We start from the raw sequence: 25152 nt of genomic DNA, 5'->3' as shown, positions 1-25152 counted from the left end.
CCCTACCACACCATTTCCACGCTGTTTTCATCCTGCGACAGCCTGTCATCCAGATAACGGCAGAAGTCGCTGAGCTGTGGGTGATCGAATACATCAGACACTTTGATGCTGACGGAAAATTCAGCAGCCAGACGATTAACAATCTGAATGGTCTGCAATGACTGCCCGCCCAGCTCGAAGAAGTTATCCCGCGATTGAATCCCCGATACACCAAGGATCTGCTGCCAGATAGCGCTGACCCGGTTCTCGGTTTCGTTGGCCAACGCCTGCGTAGGAGCTTCATCGCGGTATTCCGCCAGCAGACGTTTGCGATCGACCTTGTTGGAGCCGGTTTTCGGCAACTGGTGGAAGGCTCGGTAATCGGTCGGGATCATCGCAGGCGGTAGCACACTGCTCAGGCGCTGCTTCAGCGCACGTGCATCGATTTCTCCCTCTTGGGTCGCGACAAACGCCACCAGACGCCGCACGCCGTTGGGATAAACCATGCCCTGCACGCAGGCTTCGTCGATATCAGGCTGTGCCAGCAGATGAGCTTCGACTTCCCCTGGCTGAATCCGATAGCCGCTGATTTTAAATTCGTTATCCATCCGCCCGAGGTACAGCAGCCGCCCTTTTTCCAGCCGTACTCTGTCGCCCGTGCGGTAGGCAGGCCGTTGCCGATCGCCCACCGCCAACGGCGCAAACGCCGAGTGCTCCGTACCGATGTAACCTGCTGCTAACGTTGGTCCCAGCAGCACCAGTTCCCCTTCTGCCGCAGGGCGATCGCCCACCGCCAAAATCAGCGCGTTGACGCCTGCCAGTGGCAGACCGATAGGAAGCCGTGCCACATCGGCAGACTGCGTTTGCAGATCGCAAGTGGTCGCCACCACCGTGGTTTCCGTTGGACCATAGGTGTTGATTAAGCGCAGCGTATCCGGCGCATAGCGTTGCCACTGCACCAGTTGTTCGGGATACACGGCTTCACCGCCAATGATGATGGCACGCAGAGCGGAGGGCATCGCCAGCGTGCCGGTTTTCAGCCCGATCACCCATTCGTTCCAGAATGCGGTCGGCAGATCGAGCAACGTAATCGCCTGTGCTTCTACCTGCTCAACAAAGGTCGGAATCGATTCCAGCATCTCATCGGTGCGCAGCACCAGCGTCGCACCGCTGGTCAGCGTGGCAAAAATCTCTTCAATGCTGGCATCAAAGTTAAACGGGGCAAATTGCAGCACGCGATCCGTTGCACGCAGGCCATAGCGTTGGCGTGCCGCCGCCGTGAAGTGATCCAACGCGCTAGCGCCGATCTCCACGCCTTTCGGCAATCCCGTCGATCCAGAAGTAAACATGACATAGGCAATCTGCCCTGCTTTCGACTCCACAGTCGGCAGAGCCACGGCCTGCGCGTGGGATGATAAAAGATGCCCTGCCAGAACGATCTCACCAGAAAAAACGGAGGCTAGCCGATGCTGGTAGTCCGCCTGCGTCACAATCGTACGCAGCTCAGCAATCTGGATAATGTGCTGCTGCCGTTCGCGTGGCTGTTCAGGGTCGAGTGGCACATAAACCGCGCCGCACTGCATCACGGCCAGCAAACTGATAATGGTTTCCGGGCTACGGTTCAGCATAATGCCGATACGTTCGCCGGACTGTACGCCACGCTCATGCAACGCCGCGGCGGCCTGACCGCTCAGATCCAGCAGTTGCTGATAGCTGTATTGCCGATCGCGCTGCACTAACGCGATATGATGCGGGTTTTTACGCGCAGCCTTGGCAATCGCCGTCAGAACGGGTTCAACAAACGGCTCAGGCTCACGGCTGGTGAGCAGCGCCAGTTCACGTTCTTCACGCAGCCAGCGTTCTAGCAGCTCGCCGCTGGTTTGCTGCGGCTGCGCCAGCCAACGCTGAAGCAGCGTGAACAGGGTTTCTTGCAGGCTGGCAAGCGCTTCCGCGCTGTAACAGGCAGGATTGGCATCAAAGTCCAACACCGGGGTGCCATCCGGTTTAAAATGGATCTCGATCGTCAGATCTTCTACTGGCCCAGCGCTGAGATTCAGCGTGCTGGACGACAGCGATCCGTACTTGAGCGGATGATCGAATGGCATGATATTGATCAGCGGCCCGAACAGGCGCTGTTCACCGCCGACGCGGTTCAGATCGCGCCGTAAATGCTCATAGCGATAATGCTGATGACGACGCAACGTGCGTTTGGTGCGGGCAACCTGCTGCGCCAGCGCCACAAAATCCGCCTGCTCATCCACCTGAATGCACAGCGGCACGATATTCATCTGCATGCTCGGCACCGTCAGCGAGGCGGAACCGATTCGGTTCATCACCATCATGCCGAACGTCAGTCGGTCGCTGCCGGATACCAGTTTCAGGTGTGTCGCCAACATCGCTAAAAATAGATCCGGCCAGCTGATTTTATTGCCTTCACACAGCGCCGTTAGCGGCTGCCAGAGATCCGCAGGCATATCACAGCTTTGACGCAAAAAACGCGCCGCTATCGGTGCTTTCTTCTCGCTGAAACTGACCGGTTCCGGCATCGCGTTCAGCGTTTCCAACCAGAAATCACGCGCCTGTGCTGTCTGCCCGCTGGCATCGCGCTGCCGCTCCTCTTCCAGTACTTCGCTGAACGGGCCAAACTCGGCCATCGGTGCAGATTGTCCTGCCGTCAGCGCGCTGTAGATCTGGGCGATACGTTGAAACAGCATCGTGGTGCCGAAACCGTCCAAGGCAATGTGGTGAACGCAGCTGTAGAGAAAATCACGCTTTTCACCGCACAGCAGCGCAAAGCGGCAAGGTAATCCGTTTAGCAAATCCAGCGGCTGGGAGATTTCATCACGCGCCCACTGGCGTATCGTCTGCTCTTCATCCGCCATCGGCACAGGCAACAGTTCGACAATCGGCAGCACGCCAATCGGAACGGGTAGTTGCGAAGCGACAAAACCGATCTCTGGTTGTTCTGCATGTTCACCCGCAACCTCAACAAACTGGCAGTACAGGCATTCGCATTCCATCACCGCCTGACGGATTACGCTTAACATGGCTTCAATATCGATTTTGCCATCAAATGCGATGCACTCCGCCGTGTTGAACGTCGCCTTATCCTCGTTCAAGGCATGGCCTAACCACAGCCCGCACTGCGCCACGCTCAACGGCTTCATAATACGGCTCCCTGCTGTTTTTCGATCAGCGCCCACCAGGCATTCAGGCTGGGGTTACGCGCCAGATCGACAAAGCTCAGCGTCACGCCCTGATTGCGCCATTCGGTCAACAGCGCCATCATACGCACCGAGTCCAGGCCATAGTCGATCAGATTTTCATCTTCATCGAACTGATCGTCTTCTTCGTCGATCAAACTCAGCAGATGCGCTCTCAGCCCTTGTTTCGTGAGTGCCTGTGCCATTTTTACTCCTGTGAGTTCTGCTGTGCTAACCACCCGTCCGGCGCGCGTCGCCACATATTTCAGCGCCATCTGGTGTTCCTGAAGTGAGAAATCCGCAATCGCATCGCCGACCATGAAGGGCTTGATATCGCGCATGAAGGCATCCGTCGCGGTAATCATGCAGCCGATATGCCCATAAACACCGCAGATAATCAGTTGATCTTTGCCCATCTCTTTCATCATCGGTTCCAGCGGGGAACGATGGAATGCGCTGTAGCGCCATTTCACCAGCACGGTGTCATGTTCATCGGGTGCCAGTGCGCTCACAACACGCTGTTTTTCAGGGTGATTATTCAGCCCTGCGCCCCACATATCGTTCAGCAGCGCGCGGTCGGCCGCGCTCTGCGCATTAGGTTGCGCGGTATACACCACCGGAACGCCCTGCGCTTTGCAGTAGGCTCGCAATGCCGCAATGTTTTCAATCAGCTGTTGCATCAGCGGACTGTCCGCGCCATAGAAATTCACGAAATAGTCCTGCATGTCGTGAATCAGCAGTACCGCACGTCCAGGTTCAAACGCCCAGGACACCTTGTTGTCTGGGAAATCCTGTGCGCACGGCAGGGGATACGAAGCAATAGAAGGGATTGCCATCACAAAATCCTTATTTATTTTGAATGCTAAGTTGGGTCTGAATGCGCTGACGGAGTGATTTCTTATCAATCTTGCCGACGGGTGTGACGGGCAAGGTGTCGATCATCTCGAAGCGGTCTGGCAGTTTGAATTCAGCAATACCCTGATTACGCAGATATTTCCTTAATGTGATGGCTTTCAGCGAAGGATCGCTGACCACCAGAAAAGCACAGCTCTTTTCGCCCATAACCGGGTCAGGCATGGACACCAGCGCGGCATGGAGAATGCCGTCATGCTTGAGCAGCAGGTTTTCGATTTCTTCGGCGGCAATCTTTTCTCCACCGCGGTTGATCTGATCTTTCTCCCGCCCGACCACGCGCAAATAGCCCTCTTCGGTCATTTGCACCACATCACCCGAGTGATAGAAACCTTCTCCGTCGAAAGCTCGGGCATTGTGTTCCGGGCTGCGGTAATAGCCACGGAAGGTGTACGGACCTCTCGTCGCCAACAGCCCTGCCTCGCCTCTCGGCACCGGATTACCATCAATATCCAGCACTTTCACCTCATCGTCCGGGCTCATCGGGTAGCCTTGCGTGGTGAAGATATGTTCATCGCTATCATCCAGTCGGGTGTAATTCACCAGCCCTTCCGCCATCCCCAGCACCTGCTGCAGCTGGCAGCCCAAGACTGCCGGGATGCGCCGGGCAACGGCTTCACTTAACTTCGCGCCCCCCACCTGCAAAACCTTCAGGCTACGCAACGCCGCACCAAACTGCTCTGCCGCCTGAACCCACAGCGCGGCAGCGGGCGGCACCAGCGACGTAATATCGATCTGATGGCGCTCAATTAACGGGAAACAGGTCATCGCTCCCGGATCGGACGCCAGCACGACGCGTCCACCAGCGTAAAATACGCCGAGCGAACCGGGCGAACTTAACGGGAAGTTATGCGGTGCGGGCAACGCACACAGGTAGCGGGTTTGTGGCGTCAGCTCGCAAATTTCTACGCTACGACGCACGCTGTAGTAGTAATCGTCATGGGTGCGAGGAATCAGCTTCGGCGTACCGGTACTGCCGCCAGAAAGCTGGAAGAAGGCGACCTGCGCCGACGCGGAAGGCTGATACTGACTGGCCGAAGCATTCGGTTGCAGCCAGTCAGTCAGACTGTGCCCTAGCGGGCTGTCGCCGAGCATCACCACCGTTTGCAGGCGAGGAACCTGCGTCTGTAGCCGATCCAGAAACTCACCGTTGCCAAACAGCGGATGCTCTGCTGATGCAATCAATAAGCGTGGTTCGATCTGCGTGGCATACGACAGCAGCTCCAGCTTGTTATGACTGAACAGCGCGTTAACTGGCGCGACCCCCATTTTCAGCAATGCAAAAAAGGTCAGGTAAAATTCGGCTACGTTTGGCAGTTGCACCAGCGCGGTATCGCCACTGCGCAAGCCATGTTCCGTCAAGCGAGATGCCAGCGCGGAAGACTGTTGGTCCAGTTCCCGATAGCTCCACTGACGCTCACCGCACACGACCGCAACGGCATCCGGCTGCGTCGCCAAGTGGCGCTCCCAGGCGTCCGTTAACGGCAAGCCGACCCAATAGCCTTTCTCACGGTAGCGCTGTGCCAGCGCCTCTGGCCAGGGCGTAAATTCAATGCTCATAGTCCATCCACACCTGAGTTAAGCCCAAATGCATTCAGCATCGTGTTTAATTTGGCAGCGGTTTCAGCCCATTCATCCTCGGGGACGGATGCCTCAACAATGCCCGCGCCAGCAAACAGGCAGACTTTATTGTGTTTGATGGTGCCGCAGCGAATCGCGATCGCCCATTCGCCATCACCGTTGGCATCACACCAGCCGACAATGCCGCTGAATACGCCACGGTCATGCGGTTCCAATTCTGCGATCAGCTGGCGCGCTTCCTGCGTGGGGAAACCGCAGAGTGCGGGGGTGGGGTGTAGCTGACAGGCGACCTGAAGCGCTGTCATCTCAGGGTTCACCAGTTCGCCTCTAATCGCCGTGGACAAATGCCACATTGAAGCGGTGTTCATCAGCGAGGGGACCGATGGAATAGTTAACGACACGCACAGCGGCATCAGGCGTTGGCGAATGTCGTCCACCACCAGCTTATGCTCGTGCTTATCTTTGCCAGAATTCAGTAAACGCTGGCTGTTCAGGTAGTCCAGATGTTCATCGCTCATCCGTCGTGCCGAGCCCGCCAGCGGATTAGAGACAATCACACTCCCCTGCTTACGCAGCAGCAGTTCCGGGCTGGCACCCAGTAATACCGAACCGTCCGGCAGCGGCAGCGAGAAGTGATAGCCACCCGCATTCTGTACCATCAGGTTGTTGAGGATCGTCTGAGCCTTAACGGGTTCCGTCAGCTCAATGTCCAGAATGCGCGACAGCACCGCTTTGCTTAGTTCACCGCGTCGGAAGCGCTCAACGGCCTCTGCCACAATGGATTTGAACTGAGATTCATCAGGAACACTGTTTAGCGTTGATGCTTTAGGTGCCGCAGTCGTGTATTTACGGGCGCGGCTAACGAGTTCCGATTTCGTCGTAACGGTGTAACTATCAGGCACATAGAGACAAGAAGGTTGTGTGGTATCAAAGGGGATTGCCCCTACAACAATAGGCAGCGACTGCCCTGCTTGACGCGCGCGCTGAAACGCCTGCGCGATTGCTGAGCTAAGCCTGTCATCGTGCGAGCCCGGAGTACAAACAGGGGACGAAATACGTTCAAATAAGCCGGAAGTAGAAAGGCTTCGGTGTTCCGATGCATATAAAAAAGCGGTCTGTTCTGAATAAGTTAGCCCGCTAAATGTTTCAGTTTCTGTAATCAGTGTATCCACAAGACAGCTCCTGCGCTCGCAAATTAAATACCAATGATTATTAAAATCATTATCATTTATATTAAGCGAAGTTAAATTACACTGAAGTAACGTGTTCGGTCAATCCTTCCTCAAAATGGTTATTTCCTCCCAAAAACTGCGGGTTATATTGATGTTAATCAATTTTATTGTTCATCTTTCATAACCGTTAATGATTAGCAATAGGAATGTATTGATTATAAAACCCACATCACAGATGATAATGAAAATAGTTATCATTCATTGTCAGCGGAATTAAGCTGCGCTAGACTGCGCCAATATTTTACTAACTGTGTCTAAATGTGAGCCTGTCATGGATGAAAGCATGTACCGCCAGCACACCCGATCTGTTGTGCATCTGGCGTTGCTAATCAATATGCTTTCTCTCGGTAGCCTAATGATGGTGATGCCGCTAGGCCCCGACTTCATCAGCGCACTCTCCATGGATGCCAAAAACATCGGCTATATTAGCGGCGGCGCAACGTTTGCCTCAGCCATCGTCGGCTTCCTCGCCGCGCCTTATCTGGATAGATTTAACCGTAAACACGCCCTACTTGTTCTACTGACGTTGCGCTTTGGTCTGACGGCAGCCTGCATGTTTGCCACCAGTCAAACCCATCTTTTGCTGCTGTTTATTTTGGCGGGCTGTGTTGCTGGCCCGGCATCGGGCGTCTTGATGGCGGCGGTTGTTGATATCGTGCCAACCAACGAACGCGGAAAGCAGTTGGCCTACGTCGGAATGAGCTTCTCACTCGCAGCCATTGTCATCATGCCGCTGTCACTGGAGTTGGCCCACCGAATTAACTGGCAAGCACCGTTTTATACCTTCGGCCTGGGCGGCCTGCTACTGGCGCTGTTAGTGCTGTGGTTTTTTCCTTCAATGCCGCCGATGCACCGGGTTCAGCAAGGTTCGTCACCCACGACAGCGCCCGCTTCGGTATTAAAAGACCTGCTGGCATCGCCCATTTTCCTATTGGGGCTGACGGTGATTTCGCTACAAATGTTCGGACATTTCCTGCTGATCCCCCATTTCTCCAACTATTTTCAGTTCAACCTCGCTTTCCCTCGGGATGATATTTCCCTGCTCTATCTCTGTGGCGGGCTGGCAAGCATGGTGACCATGCAGCTGTGTGGCAACCTGTTGGATCGTGGGTATGCCAGCCAGACAATCATAGTAACGACACTGCTGCTGGCGGTTGTCATTCTCTGTGGCTTTGCGTTGCCCTTATCGCTCTCTCTGTATCTGATGTTCCCCTTGTTCATGGCGCTGAGTGCGGCTCGTTCTAGTAGCACGCTGGCGATTACCGCAGGTATTCCGCTACCGCATCAGCGCGCCGCGTTTATGTCCTATCAGGGAACAGCGGCCAACATTGCATCAGGGCTTGCTAGCGTTGCCTCAGCCGCTTATCTGAGCACCTCCGCCGAGGGGAAAATTGACGGGTTCTCACAGCTTGCCGTGGCCAGCACCGTATTTGCGCTGGTCGCCATGCTGCTGACCATGCGCTTGATTCCGCAATTGGCTGAACGCGGCCGGAGAACGGCAGCACGCCAGTCAGCACAGGTGACTGGGCAATAAACCGATCGACTCACGCAACGAGTGGGTCGGCAATACTCACAACACTGTGAGTTACTTACGGGGATGTTTTTTTCTACTATTTGATGGGGTCTTTGACATGCAGCTAAAACCGGAAAGTCGTTTTTCACATCATCATTTCCCACACAGCAAGGTGTATCACGCCCTGCTGATGACGGGATTACTGGCACTGCCTGCACTTGCGCAGGCAGAAAACGCGGCAGATGAAAAAATCGTCGTGACAGCAACACAGACGAAGCACACCACGCTGAGCGCGCCCGCGAGTGTCTCTGTCATCACGCGTGCCGAGCTGGAAAAGATGTCGGTGAATAACATTTCCGACGCGGTGAAAAAGCTACCGGGCATTAACATCAATCCGTCGACGAGTTATGGTCGTAACGAAATCAAGATCCGCGGTATGAAAGCGGACTATACGTTGTTACTCATCAATGGCCGTCGGGTTAATTCCCGTGATGCGCTTGCTGGAAATATGGGTAATGATTTCGATCTGAGCGCAATTCCCATCTCAGCAATCGAGCGTGTTGAAGTGATCCGTGGGCCGATGTCCTCTCTGTACGGTGCCGATGCACTGGGCGGTGTCATTAACGTCATTCTGAACCAACCGAGCAACGAACTAAAAGGCGAAATTGGCTATAACATTACATCGCCAATGGAAGGATCGGGTGGTGACCATAACCGTCTGAATGGTTATATCAGCGGACCACTCATAGAAAACACGCTGCTGGGGAGCCTGCTGGCCGATGGCGGAGAGCGCGATGCATGGAAAACTGAACAGTCGGTAAATCGGAATACTGATGCACTGGAAAAACGTGATAATTACAGCGTGATGGGAAATTTAACGTGGTTGATTGATGATCAACAGAGCTTGGATTTCGACGCCACATATGCCAAAGACGACCGTGACGTACGTTGGAACAACTATGGTGCAGCTGTGCGTAACATTCAAAAAATGGAGCGTCTGGGACTGGGATTAACGCACAACGGTAGTTGGGATAACGTCGATACGCGTCTGCGCTATTTCTATGAAAATGTGGAGTTGATGGATAATTCCCAACTCAATAATGGCAAAGCCGACATTACGCAGGATAACCATACGATTGACGGACAGGTCTCTGGCTATCTAGGCGATCATCTACTGACTGGTGGCGGAGAATATCGCCTCACTTCCTTGAAACACAGTATGAACTTGCCCAACGGCACCATTGACGTGAGTCAGGGTGCACTCTTCCTGCAAGATGAATTCAAGTTATCCGATCTGGCATTAACCTTCGGCGGACGTGTCGATAAGCATGAGACTTACGGTACAGAGTTCAGCCCGCGCGCTTACGCCACCTATAGCCTCACCGACAACTGGGTGGTAAAAGGCGGCGTCAGCAAAGCGTTTAAAGCCCCCTCAATTGCACAATCATCGGAATCGTACGCGATTGCCGCCTGCCGTGGCCGCTGCCAGACGGTAGGTAACCCGGATTTGAAGCCTGAAACGTCAATCAGCTATGAAGTCGGCACCGCTTATGAAGCCGAGCGCTTTGGCGCGGGTGTTACTTTATTTAATAACGATATTAAAGACATGATTCAGGTTCAGACCTGGGACAGAGTCGCGACGCGCCTCACCTATGAAAATGTGAATAAAGCGCGAATTCAAGGGATTGAAACTTCATTCTGGGTCGATGTGACAGATGACCTGAACTGGACCACTAACTGGACTATTGTCGACGCGGAAGATCGCACCACCAGAATGCGCCTGAAGCAAACGCCAAAAAATACGGTTAACACGCAGTTGAACTGGCAGGCGTTAGATAATCTATCGACTTATATTGCTTACCAATACACCGGCAATCAATATCTGTTTGATAAAGAGGTCAGCAAAACACGTGGCTTCAACACCGTGGATATCGGTGCCACCTATACGCCAGTTAAAAATGTGGACCTGAAATTAGGACTCACTAACCTGACCAACGAAAAACGGGATTACGTCGCAACCAACAACGACTACTTCCTGTCTGGGCGGACGATATACGGCGGCGTGAGCTACAAGTTCTGATACCAATACGTTCTAATGAATGACTCGGAGCCCGCTAACGCGGGCTTTTTTAGCAGCAGAGAAAGGTAGTGACGTCGTACTCTCTCAGCAGATACGCACCTTTAAAGCGGCGTCCGGCGTAAAAAACGGGGGTCAGATCGGTCAACAGCTCCAGCTCAAACTCGCGTTTAGTGATATCCAGCGCCACCAGTCTGGCATCCAGAAAATCGAAGTAGTGCCGAACCTGCGGATAAAGCGCCTTGAACAGGCTCTCTTTTGCCGAGAAACTTACCGTCAGCAGGCAGCAGAACGACTCCTCCCGCTCCAGAAACCACTGGAACTCTTCGTCACCAATGATTCCGGGCCACAGCGACTGCGCACGCTCGTCGGATATAAACCCTTCGATATCAACCCCCACGCACGACAGCTCGTCATTACGCACATGTGCAGCGCAAAGAACGCTGTCTTTATTATGACTCAGCGAACCAGCGATGTTTTCCGGCCATTGCGGCGAACGATCCTCCCCACTATGCAGAACAAAATCGGGGTGACCCAACTTATTCAACACATGTCTGGCAAGATAACGTCCAGCCAAAAATTCAGCCCGCCGTTTCGGTACAGCACGCTCTAGCGCATCAGAAAAAGGAATATTCGCCTCAGCGAAAAGTGCATCATCATAGGCAGAAGAATGGAAATGGCAGCGAGCAGTAATACCTGGGTAGGCGGCACCGTCCGTTGCCCGTGGAAAAGTAATCCATTCAACATCATCAATAAAAGCAGAAAGCATGTCACTCCACTCAGGCAAGCAATCGCGCCCACATTCAGTAAACATCGCGTAGATCACGCTTAAACCCTGAAAAACGTAGGGTTTAAAACGAACAATGGGCGACTTTCGCCGCCCATCATCTCGCTACTGCAAGAATGCCTGGTTACATTTACAGAGCCAAAAAGAACCCTGCGATGCAGGCGCTCATCAGGTTAGAAAGCGTACCTGCCGCAACCGCTTTCAAACCAAAGCGGGCAATATCCTGACGCCGAGTCGGTGCCATACTGCCCAAACCTCCAATAAGAATAGCAATAGACGAAAGGTTAGCAAAGCCGCACAGCGCGAACGAAATCACAGCCTTGGTATGATCCGACAGAACCTGCAAGCCAGCGGCCTGCACCACGTCATCTGCTTTCAGATATTCACTGAAATTCATGTAAGCGACGAACTCGTTGACGATCAGTTTTTGCCCAATGAACGAACCCGCAACGGTCGCTTCATGCCATGGAACACCGATTAAGAAAGCAACAGGTGAGAATATCCATCCCAAAACCAGTTCCATTGACAGTTGCGGGTAATCAAACCAGCCACCGATCCCCCCCAAAATACCGTTAAGCAGTGCAATCAAAGCGACAAAAGCCAGCAGCATCGCCCCCACATTCAGCGCCAACTGCATCCCAGAAGCCGCACCGCTTGCCGCCGCATCAATGACGTTAGCAGGGCGATCGTCGCCATCGACAAAGCCCCCCATTTCATCATGATCGTGCGTTTTTTCCGTTTCCGGCACCATCAGTTTGGCAAACAGTAACCCACCCGGTGCCGCCATGAAGGACGCGGCTATTAGATAGTCCAACGGCACGCCCATTTGGGCATAACCTGCCATCACAGAGCCTGCAATCGATGCCAACCCACCACACATCACCGCAAACAATTCTGAGCGCGTCATATTGGCGATGTATGGTCGCACCACCAGCGGTGCTTCTGTCTGTCCAACAAAAATGTTAGCGGTTGCAGAGAGCGATTCAGTACGGGACGTTCCCAGCAGTTTTTGCAATCCGCCGCCTAATAAGCGGATGACCCACTGCATCACGCCCATGTAATACAGTACCGCCACAAGGGAAGAGAAAAAGACGATAATTGGCAATACACGGAATGCGAAAACGAACCCGCCACCGCCAAATACCTCGAACATTTTGTCGGAAACCAGACCGCCAAAAATGAATGACACGCCTTGATTTCCGTAGGCGATAACGTTTGCTACACCGCCCGTCATGCCCTCCAGAATCTTGCGCCCGACGGGTACATATAGCACCAAGGCACCGATACCGATCTGAAGAATGAAAGCACCGGCTACGGTACGCAATCTGATCGCTTTACGGTTACTGGACAACATAACCGCGAAAAAAATCAGAACAAGCATGCCGATGAGACTCATAACGAGTTGCATGTGAAGTTCCCTATAACGCGTGAAAAAAGTGAAAGCATAATAAAAATCGTTTCGCCAGAACGGTAAGCACGCGCTGGTGAGCCGATTATAAAGAGTGGCCCGTGAAGGTCGCTAATTTATGTCACAAATACATACAACATCGAACAGCCCAAAACACATAATAGTGATCTACGTCACAATTTAATGGTCGGCATATGAAATCAAAATGACTGTTTTGCCTATTGTCGCACAGAAATAACAGAAAAAGCGGAAGCAGAGCGTCGTTCCGCTTTGGGGAATATCGTGGCGTAACAGTAGCCGTGCTACGCCGGAGTGAGCCGCTCAAACAGCCTAAGCGAATTCTGCCAGAGCGCCTCCGCTATCTCCTCAGGCGGTTCTGCGCGCAGCGCACACAGCGCTTGAAACGCACAGGGAATACGTTCAGGCCGGTTTGGCTGCCCCTGATAACCGCTCATCGGCATATCGGGGGCATCCGTTTCCAGCAAAAGCCGTTCTAACGGCAGTTGCGCGATTGCCTGACGTGTTTTATTCGCTCGGTCATAGGTAATGGTTCCCCCTACACCAATGTAGTAACCCAGCCGGATAAAGGCCTCCGCCTGCGCCAGGCTGCCCGCAAAGCCGTGAACCACACCAGTACGCGGCACATCAATACGCCGGAGTAATTGTGCCAGTCGGTCATGGCTGCGCCGCGAATGCAGAATCACTGGGAGATCGTATTTTTTCGCCAATCTAAGCTGCGCCTCAAGGAAAGCAAGCTGTCGCTCGAACTGCGGTTCCGGCATATAGAGATCCAAGCCAATCTCACCGATCGCCACCAGCGTTGCGGGCAATTGGCTTAGTTCATCCTCTAGCCGAAGCAGATCGCTTTCCTGATGTTCAGCAATATAAAGTGGATGAAGGCCAAGTGCGGCGTAAAGCGAAGAATAGGTGCGAGCAAGCGTCAATACGCGCTCAAAATGCTGAGAAGCCACCGCAGGAATAATGATGCGTTCAACCCCAGCGTCTTGCGCCAGACGCAAGCTTTCCGGTGCATCATCGTAGAATAGGGGAAAATCGAAATGGCAGTGGGTATCGATAAAACGATGTCGTTCAGAAGGCACGTCGCTTCTCTCCGCTAAGATTAAGCCCGTCAGATGAGGCAACCTAATCGACACACAAGTCATATCCTGCCAAAGCATCATGGCAGAATCGGACTTGTCGTTGCGGTGAAGCCTCAGTGTAACGTGGTTTTCTCTGAGGATACCTCTTCGTGGGCTTTTCCGTAACCCTCTTGTAAGACGCCGGACAAGTAATCATTACTTCCTTCCAGCCAGGCACAGTCGCTGTCAAACCAATCGGCCCACAGCGCCAAAAAGTTCCCTTTCCACTGTTTCCATTTGCCAACAACGATATCGCTATTCATCATAAACCTCCTGATAAACTGTCGAAATGCAGCAAATACACGAGTAGTATCGGTAAAGGATTAGTGTGCCGGTAAAATGTGACAGCCGCGTGGCGCGGCTGTGTGCTCTGCATGACAATTATTTAGATAAAATAATGCGCTGTGCTACGGTCGTTTCCGACCGGTGAACAAGCTAAGCAGAAACAGAATAATACCGACCACAAAGACGATTTTCGCCGCGCCAGCTGCCGTACCGGCCAACCCGCCGAAACCCAGTGCTGCCGCGATCAGTGCGATAACTAAGAATATAATGCCCCAACGAAACATACGCTCTCCTTACCAGACAAAATGAAGAATCATGGTGGTCATCCTGACGCGCGTCGTGCGTCCTGATTGCGTATCCACAGGTGGTGTTTTATTGTGCGGATTAAGTAGGGTTACCCGCGATAACGGATAACCCCGAGTGAAATAGCTATTATTTAACTGTCAGGTCGTTTTTGACGCTTTTCACACCGTCAACAGCCTTCGCAATACTCTCTGCCCGGTCGGACTGCGCTTTGTTATCCACTGTGCCACTCAATAGCACAACGCCTTCTTGCGTTTCGACTTTCACTTTACGAGACGGAACAATATCATCCGCCAACAGTTTGGCCTTAATCGTGCTCGTTACTACGGCATCATCGGCGTAAGCGCCAACCGATTGTGATTGATTATCTTTAACCTGAAGTTTGTCGCTAACAGATTGGACGCCCTCAACCTGCGTGGCTATTTCCACTGCTCGGGTGCTGAGTGCCTGACTGCCGACAAAGCCACTCACCGTAACGACGCCATTTGATGTTTCGACTGAAATGTCGCTGCTGGTAATTGATTTATCTTCCAACAACGCGCTCTTCACTTTTGCCGTGACAGCACTGTCGCTCATGTAGCCAGACGCTTTATTAGCGGAGCTATCGATTTTTGCACCAGTTGTATCCGCGATACGCTCTACCTTCTGCCCTAACGTTTCTTCAGCCATTGCACCACCAGCCAGAATCGAACTCAGGGCAACTACGATCAGCGATTGTGTCAATTTGGTCTTTTTCATCGATGTCTTCCTTCTTATGCTTTTCTGTAAACCCGAAATAACTGACCCGGGTCACGTTTACGCCTGCACAGTCATCAGCAAATCAAGGTGATAATGACGTTGCCAATACTCCGATGATTCTCTCTTCCTACATAAAAAATCAGAGTATTGAATTGCAAAAGCGAAACAAATAAAAATAATGAACCAACTTAAATTGCATTAACAGTTGAACGAGCCAAATCAGTTAACACGCTGTTAACTATAGCCTACAGAATGAGAAATCACAGGGGAGCAAGGGGAAATGCACAGCAATTCAGATTTGTCTGTTGCACCGAGGCGAGAAAGGAAGCAGAGAGAAATAAAAAAATAACACATTGATTTTTAAATCATTTAAAAATAAAAACACCCGGCATTTTTGGCCTAAAACCAAATATAACCGGGTGATAATTAGTTTAACAAAATGGTTACTATTTAAACGCCATGATCACGGATTTTTCGTGAAATCGTGGCACAATTCAGCGAAATTAATGTCGTTATAAGATTAATGTTCACGCGTTTGGTGGAACGTGACTTCAGGATAACGTTCCCGCGTCAGGTTCAGGTTCACCATCGTCGGTGCGATATAGGCCAGATTATCGCCGCCATCCAGTGCCAGATGCAGTTCGTTCTTACGCTTAAACTCTTCGAATTTCTTCACATCACTGCACTCAACCCAGCGCGCGGTTGAAACGTTAACGGACTCGTAAATCGCCTCAACGTTGTATTCCGTTTTCAGACGGGCAACCACCACATCAAACTGCAGTACCCCAACAGCACCAACAATAAGGTCGTTGTTGGTCAATGGACGGAATACCTGCACCGCGCCTTCCTCGGACAGCTGTACCAGCCCTTTCAGCAGTTGCTTCTGCTTGAGCGGGTCACGCAGGCGGATACGACGGAACAGTTCCGGCGCAAAGTTGGGGATACCGGTGAATTTCATGTCTTCACCCTGTGTAAACGTATCACCAATCTGAATCGTGCCGTGGTTGTGTAACCCAATGATATCGCCGGGGTAGGCTTCTTCAATGTGGGAACGGTCGCCTGCCATAAAGGTCAACGCATCTGAAATCACCACGTCTTTGCCCGTACGAACCTGACGCAGCTTCATGCTTTTTTCATATCTTCCGGACACAACGCGCATAAACGCTACGCGGTCACGGTGTTTCGGGTCCATATTGGCCTGAATCTTGAACACAAAACCGGTGAATTTCTCTTCCGCTGCCGTCACTTCGCGGGTATCCGTTTTACGCGGCATCGGCGCAGGTGCCCAGGCGACTAATCCGTCCAGCATATGGTCAACGCCAAAGTTACCCAGCGCGGTACCAAAGAAGACTGGCGTCAGCTCACCGGCAAGAAACGCATCCAGCTCAAATTCGTGCGATGCCCCTTTAACCAGCTCCAGCTCTTCACGCAGTTGCGCAGCCAGTTCTTCACCAACAGCGGTATCCAGATCCGGGTTGTCCAGCCCTTTAACGATGCGCACTTCCTGAATCGTATGGCCTTTACCGGTCTGATACAGATAGGTTTCGTCTTTATAAAGGTGGTATACGCCTTTGAACAATTTACCGCAGCCAATCGGCCAGGTGATCGGCGCGCAGGCAATTTTAAGCTCACTCTCGACTTCATCCAGCACTTCCATCGGATCGCGGATGTCACGGTCGAGTTTGTTCATAAACGTCAGAATAGGTGTATCACGCAGACGAGTGACTTCCATCAGTTTACGCGTACGATCTTCGACCCCTTTTGCAGCGTCGATCACCATCAGACAGCAGTCCACCGCCGTCAATGTACGGTAGGTATCTTCGGAGAAGTCTTCGTGCCCAGGGGTATCCAGCAGGTTAACCAGACATTCACGATAGGGGAACTGCATCACGGACGTGGTGATGGAAATACCACGCTGCTTTTCCATCTCCATCCAGTCGGATTTCGCATGCTGGTTGGAACCACGCCCTTTTACCGTACCGGCAGTCTGAATCGCCTGTCCGAATAGCAGGACCTTTTCGGTAATCGTCGTTTTACCGGCATCGGGGTGAGAAATGATAGCGAACGTTCTTCTTTTAGAGACTTCGCGGGCGTATTCACTTGGAGACATGATTTTCAGGTTTCTTTTGTTAGCCACCCGGCGCCAGCATCAAGTCAACAACACACCGATGTCAGATCGTCAGGCAAAGCGGAAATAAACTGTAGCCAAGCATTTTCCCTGATTTAACGTGCAGACACAATCGGTGATGGCATAAACAGCGCGGATGAATCATGCCTTGAGTCACCGTTCTGATACCGCGACCAACAATTACGCCATAAATCATTTATAAAGTTATCATTTATCTTTGCCGATAATGTTTGGGTCAATATTTAACCATTTGATCGCACTTAAGGAGAGAGTATGAGCTTGTCTGTAAATAATACGGGTTATAGCAATTCTCAGGCCCAAAGCACCGCACGACCATCAAATACCACACCGTCTGCTGCCGCTCCTTCAACAACGACAAGTCCCCCAACAGACTCTGCAAAAGTCTTCGACCCCATTACCGGTAAAACCTTCATCTTACCTAAAAGTGTAGAGATCTCTGAGGAAGCCATCGCACGCATAAGGAAAGAGTTTGCTGATGCACCGATTTTGGACCACAAAGAAGAAAAAGCGCTAGAAGCGATGAGCGCGGCGAGAGCTCGTGAGTTTGAACGACAAAACAATGCCGCCAGCCTTCCTCTCGGCAATATCAATGTCTCTCCTGATAACATCGGCACGCACGAAATGACCATCGGGCTTTGGTCAAACCACCTCAAAGAGGACAGCGGCATCAGTAAAGAGGCGTTTCTCGGCCTCGTTAAAACCGCCTTATCCTCCCCTCCTGAAGTCAGTCTATGGAGCTACACTACCGATAGTATGGAAATTGCGATTACGGCCAGTAAGCTAGAGACATTGAAAAATCGCTATGTCGACAACGATTACCAGCATCAGGCAGATCGGGATATTCAGGGCATTATACAATTCAAATCTGATGCGCTGAGTAATCTGGAAAAAAACCTCCTGCAAGACGAATACCAGCGCAGCGTTGACGCAGGAGACGCCGATAAAGCGAATACTACATTTCTGCAACTGCAAAAAAACGCAGAAGGCACCTCTACCACCCAACTTCAGCGCCAGCAAATTTTCTCGCTAGCCGCCTCAACAGACGTTTCTACCGGGTTTGGTCGCTTTCGCGACTACATTGCCTCTTCAAATTTCGATCGCTATACCAAAAGCGAGTACACCTCGATACTCAATCAATTCCATAGCCACTGGATGGCGTTTCAGTTGGCATTGAAGTAACCGCGTAGACCCCGTAGAAGCAGACCATTTTTACGGGGTGCCGTTAGCGCATCAGAGGCGTTTCTCTTCTCCGTCTTTTTTTACTACCACGCTGCCAGCCGTCTGCGTGCCGTTCTCTGCCTCATCCTCTTCTTCTTTCACGGGCGTACTCGCAGTAAGAAGATAAGGTGACTGTTGCCAGCGAGTGCGGCGATTTTGCAACAGCGTTCGAGTCAGAATGATGCCGATAGCCAGTGAAAGTAAGATCATCAGACGCAGAATATTGGTCGTGTTATCCACCTGTCTGGCTTCGGTCGCCAATACGTGCGTATCCAGCGTGATGCGCAGGAAGCCGATAGGCCCTTCTTTTCCTTCAATGGGCTGCACCAGTTGATGGTTAAAGTAGCTACCGACACGGTTACCGTCCAGCGCCAGCCTGTCTCGCAACTGTACCTGTTCACCCACATGCGCCACCAGCGAACCGTCCTGCTGATATACGCCAGCATCCAGAATACGGCTATGATCGGTGAGTTGTTTGAGGATGGTCGTAATCTTTTGACCATTATCATCCACGCTGCCCATCAACGGCGACAGGCTGTAAGCCACCTGTCTGGAGAGCGTGCGCGACAGATCTTCGACCTGCTCAGAACGCGCCATCTGGTGGCTTAAACTGAAATAGGACGCACCTTGCATTAATACCACCAGCAGGGCGAGACAAATCAGCACAATTGCCGTGCGATGTAGACGAAATTTCACCCGGGCGCGAACCATGATAATCCTTACACGATTTGGATACTTTCATGTTGCCAGAAGCGCCAGCGATAGGATAGCTTGTTGCCCAGTTTTTGAAGGGATATGTTTGGTCGACGCCACATCCCTTTTTATCGCACGACTTTATCGCACTACTGCCAGCAGAGGATTTACCCCATGTCGAATAGTCTGACCTATTGTGATCTCCCAGATGAGATCAACTGTTGGCCGGGACTGCCATTATCACTGAGCGGTGACGAAGTGATGCCGCTTGACTACCGCGCTGGCGACACAGGCTGGCTGATTTATAGCGACGTTCTCGATAAAAACCTGATTTCCCGCTACCAGCGTAAGCTAGGCAGCGCGATGGTCATCGTGAGCGCCTGGAACGTGGGTGATTATCAAGTCGTCCGTTTGGCGGGTACGCTGACGCCACGCGCCACCAAGCTGGCTCACGAGCTGGGTATCGATGTTGCGGCCATGCGTAACGCACCGACGCTACGCTCACCGGGTTTACTGGTGATGGACATGGATTCCACCGCAATTCAGATCGAATGCATTGATGAAATCGCCAAGCTGGCAGGCACAGGCGAGTTGGTGGCGGAAGTCACCGAACGTGCGATGCGGGGCGAGCTAGATTTCGCCGCCAGCCTACGTCAGCGCGTAGGGACATTAAAAGGTGCCGACGCTACTATTTTACAGACGGTACGCAAAACCCTACCGCTGATGCCAGGCCTAACCCATATGGTTAGCCAGCTTCAGGAAGCGGGTTGGCACGTTGCGATTGCGTCGGGCGGGTTTACCTACTTTGCCGATTATCTGCGTGACGAGCTAGGTCTGGTTGCCGCCGTTGCCAACGAATTAGGCATGCAAGACGGCAAACTGACGGGTGAAGTCATAGGTCAAATTGTCGATGCAAAATATAAAGCCACTACGCTGCAACAGTTGGCGGAAAAGCTGGAAATTCCCATGCACCAAACCGTTGCCATCGGCGACGGCGCGAACGATCTTCCGATGATCAAAACCGCCAGCTTAGGCATTGCCTATCACGCCAAACCCAAGGTTAATGAGCAGTCTGCGGTAACGATCCGTCATGCCGATCTCACTGGCGTACTCTGTATTCTCAGCGGCAGCATGAGACACGAAAAGCGTTAATTAGCAGGAGGTGATACGTGGCAAAAGCCGTCAAGCGGGCGTTTGTATGTAATGAATGCGGGGCTGATTACCCGCGCTGGCAAGGGCAGTGCAGCGCCTGCCACGCTTGGAATACCATTACTGAAGTGCGCCTGGCGTCGGCATCCGTATCACGCTCCGACCGTCTCACTGGCTATGCCGGTGAGAGTGCTGGCGTCAGCCGGGTGCAAAAGCTCTCAGAAATCAGCCTTGAAGCGCTACCCCGCTTTTCCACTGGCTTTCAGGAATTTGACCGCGTTCTGGGCGGCGGTGTCGTTCCGGGCAGTGCGATCCTGATTGGCGGCAACCCCGGCGCAGGTAAAAGTACGCTGCTACTGCAAACGCTCTGCAAGCTGTCAGAAAATATGAAAACCCTGTACGTTACCGGGGAAGAATCCTTGCAGCAGGTCGCGATGCGGGCACACCGTCTTAATTTGCCGACCCAGAATCTCAACATGCTGTCAGAAACCAGCATCGAACAGATTTGCCTGATTGCCGAGCAGGAACAGCCGAAGCTGATGGTGATCGACTCCATTCAGGTCATGCATCTCGCCGATATTCAATCGTCCCCCGGCAGCGTAGCGCAGGTGCGCGAAACCGCCGCCTACCTGACGCGCTTCGCCAAAACACGTGGTGTTGCTATCGTGATGGTCGGCCATGTCACCAAAGACGGTTCGCTGGCCGGGCCGAAAGTGTTAGAACACTGCATCGACTGCTCCGTGCTGTTGGATGGCGATGCCGATTCGCGCTTCCGCACCCTGCGCAGCCATAAAAACCGCTTCGGTGCCGTTAACGAGCTGGGCGTGTTCGCGATGACGGAACAGGGTCTACGCGAGATCAGCAATCCGTCGGCAATTTTCCTCAGTCGCGGTGACGAAATCACGTCCGGCAGTTCGGTCATGGTGGTGTGGGAAGGTACCCGTCCGCTGCTGGTCGAAATTCAGGCGCTGGTGGATCAATCGATGATGGCTAACCCACGCCGCGTGGCAGTCGGGCTGGAGCAAAACCGATTAGCGATCCTGCTGGCGGTATTACATCGCCACGGCGGCTTGCAGATGTCCGATCAGGATGTGTTCGTGAATGTCGTCGGCGGCGTTAAAGTCACCGAAACCAGCGCCGACCTGGCGCTGCTATTATCCCTGGTCTCCAGCTTCCGCGACCGCCCACTGCCGCAGGATCTTGTCATCTTCGGTGAAGTCGGTCTGGCGGGCGAAATCCGCCCGGTTCCGAGCGGCCAAGAGCGGATTACCGAAGCCGCCAAGCATGGCTTCAAACGCGCCATCGTTCCTCATGCCAATATGCCGAAGAAAGCGCCTGCCAGCATGCAGGTGTTCGGCGTGAAAAAGCTGGCCGACGCGCTGGCGATCCTCGACGATCTCTAAACAAGCCACAAAAAGCGGTATTCTGTGGTATGTTGTTTAGTAAGCTAAACAAGAGTGTTGCACCATGTCATCATTTGATTACCTGAAATCCGCTATCCGCCAGAAGGGTTGCACCCTACAGCAGGTTGCCGACGCAACCGATATGACCAAAGGCTATCTCAGTCAATTACTTAATGCCAAAATCAAAAGCCCTAGCGCACAGAAGCTGGAAGCGCTGCATCGTTTTCTCGAGCTGGAATTCCCCCGCTACGAAAAGAATATTGGTATTGTCTTCGGTAAGTTCTATCCGCTACACACCGGCCATATTTATCTGATTCAGCGCGCCTGTAGTCAGGTCGATGAACTGCATGTGATTTTAGGCTACGACGAGCCGCGCGACCGTCTGCTGTTTGAGAACAGTTCGATGTCACAGCAGCCCACCGTCAGCGACCGCCTGCGTTGGCTGTTGCAAACCTTTAAATATCAGAAAAACATTCATATTCACGCTTTTAATGAGCAGGGAATGGAGCCCTATCCGCACGGCTGGGATGTGTGGAGTAAAGGGGTTCAGGCGTTCATGCAGGAAAAAAGCATCACGCCTAATTTCGTCTACACCAGCGAAGAACAGGATGCCGCGCAATATCGCGAGCATCTGGGGATTGAGGCCGTCTTGATCGACCCACAGCGATCGTTCATGAACATCAGTGGCTCGCAGATTCGCCACGATCCTTTCCGTTACTGGGACTATATCCCGACCGAAGTGAAACCGTTCTTTGTGCGTACCGTTGCCATTCTTGGCGGGGAATCCAGTGGCAAATCCACGCTGGTGAACAAGCTGGCTAATATCTTCAATACCACCAGCGCCTGGGAATATGGCCGCGATTACGTGTTTTCCCATCTGGGTGGCGATGAAATGGCGTTGCAATATTCCGACTACGACAAGATCGCGCTGGGTCAGGCACAGTACATTGATTTTGCGGTCAAATATGCCAATAAAGTGGCCTTTATCGACACCGATTTTGTCACCACGCAGGCATTCTGCAAAAAATATGAAGGGCGTGAACACCCGTTCGTTCAGGCACTGGTCGACGAATACCGCTTCGATCTGGTGATTTTGCTGGAAAACAACACGCCGTGGGTAGCCGATGGGCTGCGCAGTTTAGGCAGTACCACCGCACGTTCGGAATTCCAGAATCTGCTGAAAACGATGCTGGCTAAAAATAATATCCCGTACGTTTACATCAAAGAATCGGACTACGATTCGCGTTTCCTGCACTGTGTAGAACTGGTACAGCAAATGCTGGGTCACGATCGGTCACCTGAACAGATAAAAAACTAGCGCGTGTTCCACTGCCAATGGCGGGAGGGGGTAATAATTTCCGGCAGCGGAATGTCCCAACTTTCCACTGGCAGTTCATCAACCTGCTGACAATCATGAGCCAGCCCCATCGGATAAGGCCCGCTGTCCGTATGACGACGATACTGCAACGTACGGTCGTAAAAACCGCCGCCCATACCCAAGCGCTGTCCCTGATGATCAAACGCCACCAGCGGCGTCAGCAGAATATCCAACTGGGGTAATGGCAACACCTGCCGCACGTCCAGACGCGGTTCCATGATCTTCAGACGATTGCGCACCAATTCAGTATCTGGCGCATAGCGCAGGAACAGCAGATGTCCGGCACGAAACGGATGAAGAACCGGCAAATACACGCGCTTCCCCTGCTGCCATAGCTGTTGAATCAGCGGAATCGTATCCAGTTCGCCGTCAAACGACAGAAAGACCGCGACGCTATCTGCTTGTATGACTTTCGGGTGCGCAACGACGCATTCGCACACCTGTTGCGCAAAGCGCGCCTGCTGTTCTGGTGTCAATAAACGTCGACGCTGGCGTACAGCCTGACGAATCTGCTGGCGTGATGCTGCTGTAGAAGAAAATGAGGTATCGGGAAGAATTGACGAATCAGAAGATGACATGGGCTGTATTCGCCACGGGTCAAGAGTGATAAAAGAAAGGGAATCTCCGAGATGCCGCCGCAGGCTGTAACCCTTGAACCCTTGGTTCAAGGTGAACATAACGTCGCAGTCTTAAGGCTTCTCGGACGAACCGAGCGTGCTCACCAACCGCAGAGCATTACATTCTGTTTGGTATGAAATATCGGCTCAGGGGACTGACCCGCTGACAAACATCTCAGAGAAATTTTATTCGTTACTCGCGATAAACCTTAGCACGTCTTATCGCGTAAAAACACCGTACTTTTGTCAAAATACGACGTTATTCAAATTGTGTACCCTGACGCTCCGTGATCTTGCCCTGTTCCAGCAATGCCTGCTCAATAGTCTGCTGCAACATACGAATACGCTGTTCCATATTCGACGCATAATCACGTGTTTTGCCCCGTTCCTGCGCCAGTTCATGACACACATTCAGCGCGGCAATAAACACCAGTTGCTCGGTGTTGGTGACTCTAGTGCGAACTTTAAGATCTTGCAACCGCTGGTTAAGATCTTCCGCTGCCTGATTCAACGCTTCCTGTTGTTCTGGCGGACAATTCACTCTTAACGAACGGCCAAAAATTTGAATATCTACTGGTTGTGCAGACATACCACCTTCCTGCCTTTTGTCGTTCTTGCGCCCGCGTGTCGCATAGCATGAGCATTACCCGTTACATCGGGTTCGTTAAAGCGGGCGCCACTATATATAGCCGAGATCTAAGATACAAGCCCTTTCTGGAATCCAAAGGGAGCTTGGTGGTAGCATAGCACGAACCAATCCAGCCAACGATGACGAATCCGCATGTCCATAGAGAATACGTTTCCTGCCTATGAAGGCCTTGACCAACTGCTTCACCAACAGCAAGTCGCGCTGACCGCAGCAGAAATGCACGGCTTGATCAGCGGAATGCTGTGTGGTGGAAACCATGACGACAGTTGGAGAACGCTGGTTTTTGAACTGACTAATGAAGGTATGGCGTTTACTCAAACGCTGTCGCAACCGCTTCAGGATCTATATCAGGCTACGCGTGAAGCGCTGGAAGATGATGGTTTCCTGTTTCAGCTTTTCCTGCCAGATGATTCGCAGGACGAGGTAAGCGTTTTCGATCGCGCCGATGCACTGGCAGGTTGGGTCAACCACTTCCTGCTTGGTTTGGGCGTCGCTCAACCGAAGTTGAACAAGGTTAAGGGCGAGTTGAAAGAAGCCATCGACGATTTGCGCAACATCGCACAGCTTGGCTACGACGAAGATGAAGATCAGGAAGAATTGGAACAATCACTGGAAGAAGTGATTGAGTATGTTCGTGTTTCTGCCATTTTGTGCCATACCGAATTTACCAACCAGAACGTTGTGACGGCGCCAGAACAGCAAAAACCAACGTTGCACTAATACCGTATTACGCAGGGCG

The 25152-nt window shown here is 52.4% G+C and carries 21 protein-coding genes and 1 other RNA gene; 7 read left to right on the top strand and 15 right to left on the bottom strand.

Annotation, left to right across the window (positions count from 1 at the left end; genetic code table 11):
* Nucleotides 1–2: 2 nt before the first annotated feature.
* From E2566_RS02835 to E2566_RS02820, 4 genes are read right to left on the bottom strand one after another with little or no spacing between them, the layout of a single operon-like run.
* Nucleotides 3–3146, bottom strand: a complete 3144-nt coding sequence (locus E2566_RS02835; RefSeq protein ID WP_107170842.1) for a non-ribosomal peptide synthetase — start codon at nucleotides 3144–3146, stop codon at nucleotides 3–5.
* Nucleotides 3143–4018, bottom strand: coding sequence for an isochorismatase (locus E2566_RS02830; RefSeq protein WP_107170841.1), 876 nt, complete (start codon nucleotides 4016–4018; stop codon nucleotides 3143–3145). Before E2566_RS02830 ends, E2566_RS02835 begins: the two co-directional genes overlap by 4 nt.
* A 10-nt stretch (nucleotides 4019–4028) precedes the next feature.
* A complete protein-coding gene (locus E2566_RS02825; protein WP_107170840.1) occupies nucleotides 4029–5654 on the bottom strand; it encodes a (2,3-dihydroxybenzoyl)adenylate synthase in 1626 nt (541 codons plus the stop codon).
* Nucleotides 5651–6847, bottom strand: coding sequence for an isochorismate synthase (locus tag E2566_RS02820; RefSeq protein WP_107170839.1), 1197 nt, complete (start codon nucleotides 6845–6847; stop codon nucleotides 5651–5653). Before E2566_RS02820 ends, E2566_RS02825 begins: the two co-directional genes overlap by 4 nt.
* A 331-nt stretch (nucleotides 6848–7178) precedes the next feature.
* On the opposite strand from E2566_RS02820, the gene E2566_RS02815 reads away from it, so the two are divergent.
* Nucleotides 7179–8441, top strand: a complete 1263-nt coding sequence (locus E2566_RS02815) for an MFS transporter (RefSeq protein WP_205942497.1) — start codon at nucleotides 7179–7181, stop codon at nucleotides 8439–8441.
* A gap of 97 nt (nucleotides 8442–8538) precedes the next feature.
* Nucleotides 8539–10500: a TonB-dependent receptor domain-containing protein gene (locus E2566_RS02810; protein WP_107170837.1), complete on the top strand. Its 1962-nt coding sequence runs from the start codon at nucleotides 8539–8541 to the stop codon at nucleotides 10498–10500.
* Between the two features lie 49 nt (nucleotides 10501–10549).
* On the opposite strand, the gene E2566_RS02805 is transcribed toward E2566_RS02810, so the two are convergent.
* The 7 genes from E2566_RS02805 to prfC all read right to left on the bottom strand — a co-directional run bounded on the left by E2566_RS02805 (nucleotide 10550) and on the right by prfC (nucleotide 17267).
* Nucleotides 10550–11266 carry a 4'-phosphopantetheinyl transferase family protein gene (locus E2566_RS02805; protein ID WP_107170836.1) on the bottom strand — a complete coding sequence of 239 codons (717 nt, stop codon included), beginning with the start codon at nucleotides 11264–11266 and terminating at the stop codon, nucleotides 10550–10552.
* A gap of 148 nt (nucleotides 11267–11414) precedes the next feature.
* A complete protein-coding gene (locus E2566_RS02800; protein ID WP_107170835.1) occupies nucleotides 11415–12692 on the bottom strand; it encodes a NupC/NupG family nucleoside CNT transporter in 1278 nt (425 codons plus the stop codon).
* Nucleotides 12693–12994: 302 nt separating this feature from the next.
* A complete protein-coding gene (locus E2566_RS02795) occupies nucleotides 12995–13792 on the bottom strand; it encodes a TatD family hydrolase (RefSeq protein WP_107170834.1) in 798 nt (265 codons plus the stop codon).
* Nucleotides 13793–13905: 113 nt separating this feature from the next.
* On the bottom strand, nucleotides 13906–14094 hold the full coding sequence (locus E2566_RS02790) for a CsbD family protein (protein WP_010284712.1): 189 nt from the start codon (nucleotides 14092–14094) through the stop codon (nucleotides 13906–13908).
* A 144-nt stretch (nucleotides 14095–14238) separates the two neighbouring features.
* Nucleotides 14239–14400 (bottom strand): DUF1328 domain-containing protein, encoded by a 162-nt coding sequence (locus tag E2566_RS02785; protein WP_012773166.1) that lies wholly within the window; start codon nucleotides 14398–14400, stop codon nucleotides 14239–14241.
* 148 nt (nucleotides 14401–14548) lie between these two features.
* On the bottom strand, nucleotides 14549–15157 hold the full coding sequence (gene osmY / locus E2566_RS02780; protein ID WP_107170833.1) for a molecular chaperone OsmY: 609 nt from the start codon (nucleotides 15155–15157) through the stop codon (nucleotides 14549–14551).
* A gap of 520 nt (nucleotides 15158–15677) precedes the next feature.
* On the bottom strand, nucleotides 15678–17267 hold the full coding sequence (gene prfC, locus E2566_RS02775) for a peptide chain release factor 3 (protein WP_107170832.1): 1590 nt from the start codon (nucleotides 17265–17267) through the stop codon (nucleotides 15678–15680).
* A 291-nt stretch (nucleotides 17268–17558) separates the two neighbouring features.
* Here prfC and E2566_RS02770 point away from each other — a divergent pair, with 291 nt between their 5' ends.
* Entirely contained in the window at nucleotides 17559–18485 is a 927-nt protein-coding gene (locus E2566_RS02770; protein WP_107170831.1) for a hypothetical protein, read from the top strand.
* A 51-nt stretch (nucleotides 18486–18536) separates the two neighbouring features.
* Here the strand turns inward: E2566_RS02770 and E2566_RS02765 are convergent, their stop codons facing one another.
* Entirely contained in the window at nucleotides 18537–19235 is a 699-nt protein-coding gene (locus E2566_RS02765) for a YtjB family periplasmic protein (protein ID WP_107170830.1), read from the bottom strand.
* Between the two features lie 156 nt (nucleotides 19236–19391).
* Between E2566_RS02765 and serB the strand changes: the two genes are divergently transcribed.
* The 3 genes from serB to nadR all read left to right on the top strand — a co-directional run bounded on the left by serB (nucleotide 19392) and on the right by nadR (nucleotide 23087).
* Nucleotides 19392–20369 (top strand): phosphoserine phosphatase, encoded by a 978-nt coding sequence (gene serB, locus E2566_RS02760; RefSeq protein ID WP_107170829.1) that lies wholly within the window; start codon nucleotides 19392–19394, stop codon nucleotides 20367–20369.
* A 17-nt stretch (nucleotides 20370–20386) separates the two neighbouring features.
* On the top strand, nucleotides 20387–21769 hold the full coding sequence (gene radA, locus E2566_RS02755; protein WP_039470544.1) for a DNA repair protein RadA: 1383 nt from the start codon (nucleotides 20387–20389) through the stop codon (nucleotides 21767–21769).
* 64 nt (nucleotides 21770–21833) lie between these two features.
* Nucleotides 21834–23087 (top strand): multifunctional transcriptional regulator/nicotinamide-nucleotide adenylyltransferase/ribosylnicotinamide kinase NadR, encoded by a 1254-nt coding sequence (gene nadR, locus E2566_RS02750; RefSeq protein WP_107170828.1) that lies wholly within the window; start codon nucleotides 21834–21836, stop codon nucleotides 23085–23087.
* Here nadR and E2566_RS02745 read toward each other — a convergent pair.
* The 3 genes from E2566_RS02745 to zapA all read right to left on the bottom strand — a co-directional run bounded on the left by E2566_RS02745 (nucleotide 23084) and on the right by zapA (nucleotide 24353).
* The gene (locus E2566_RS02745; RefSeq protein WP_107170827.1) at nucleotides 23084–23725 is read right to left on the bottom strand and encodes a 5-formyltetrahydrofolate cyclo-ligase; all 642 of its coding nucleotides are present in this window, start codon (nucleotides 23723–23725) and stop codon (nucleotides 23084–23086) included. The two genes, nadR and E2566_RS02745, sit on opposite strands and share 4 nt — an antisense overlap.
* Before the next feature lie 39 nt (nucleotides 23726–23764).
* A non-coding RNA gene (gene ssrS, locus E2566_RS02740) (6S RNA) lies at nucleotides 23765–23949 on the bottom strand.
* A 74-nt stretch (nucleotides 23950–24023) separates the two neighbouring features.
* Nucleotides 24024–24353 carry a cell division protein ZapA gene (gene zapA, locus E2566_RS02735; protein ID WP_005971092.1) on the bottom strand — a complete coding sequence of 110 codons (330 nt, stop codon included), beginning with the start codon at nucleotides 24351–24353 and terminating at the stop codon, nucleotides 24024–24026.
* 192 nt (nucleotides 24354–24545) lie between these two features.
* On the opposite strand from zapA, the gene E2566_RS02730 reads away from it, so the two are divergent.
* Entirely contained in the window at nucleotides 24546–25133 is a 588-nt protein-coding gene (locus E2566_RS02730; RefSeq protein WP_107170826.1) for a YecA/YgfB family protein, read from the top strand.
* The last annotated feature ends 19 nt before the right edge of the window (nucleotides 25134–25152 follow it).

It is taken from the genome of Pectobacterium punjabense (assembly GCF_012427845.1).
Lineage (GTDB): Bacteria > Pseudomonadota > Gammaproteobacteria > Enterobacterales > Enterobacteriaceae > Pectobacterium > Pectobacterium punjabense.
Note: the sequence above shows the minus strand (reverse complement) of the source record. Positions and strands in the feature narration are given on the sequence as shown.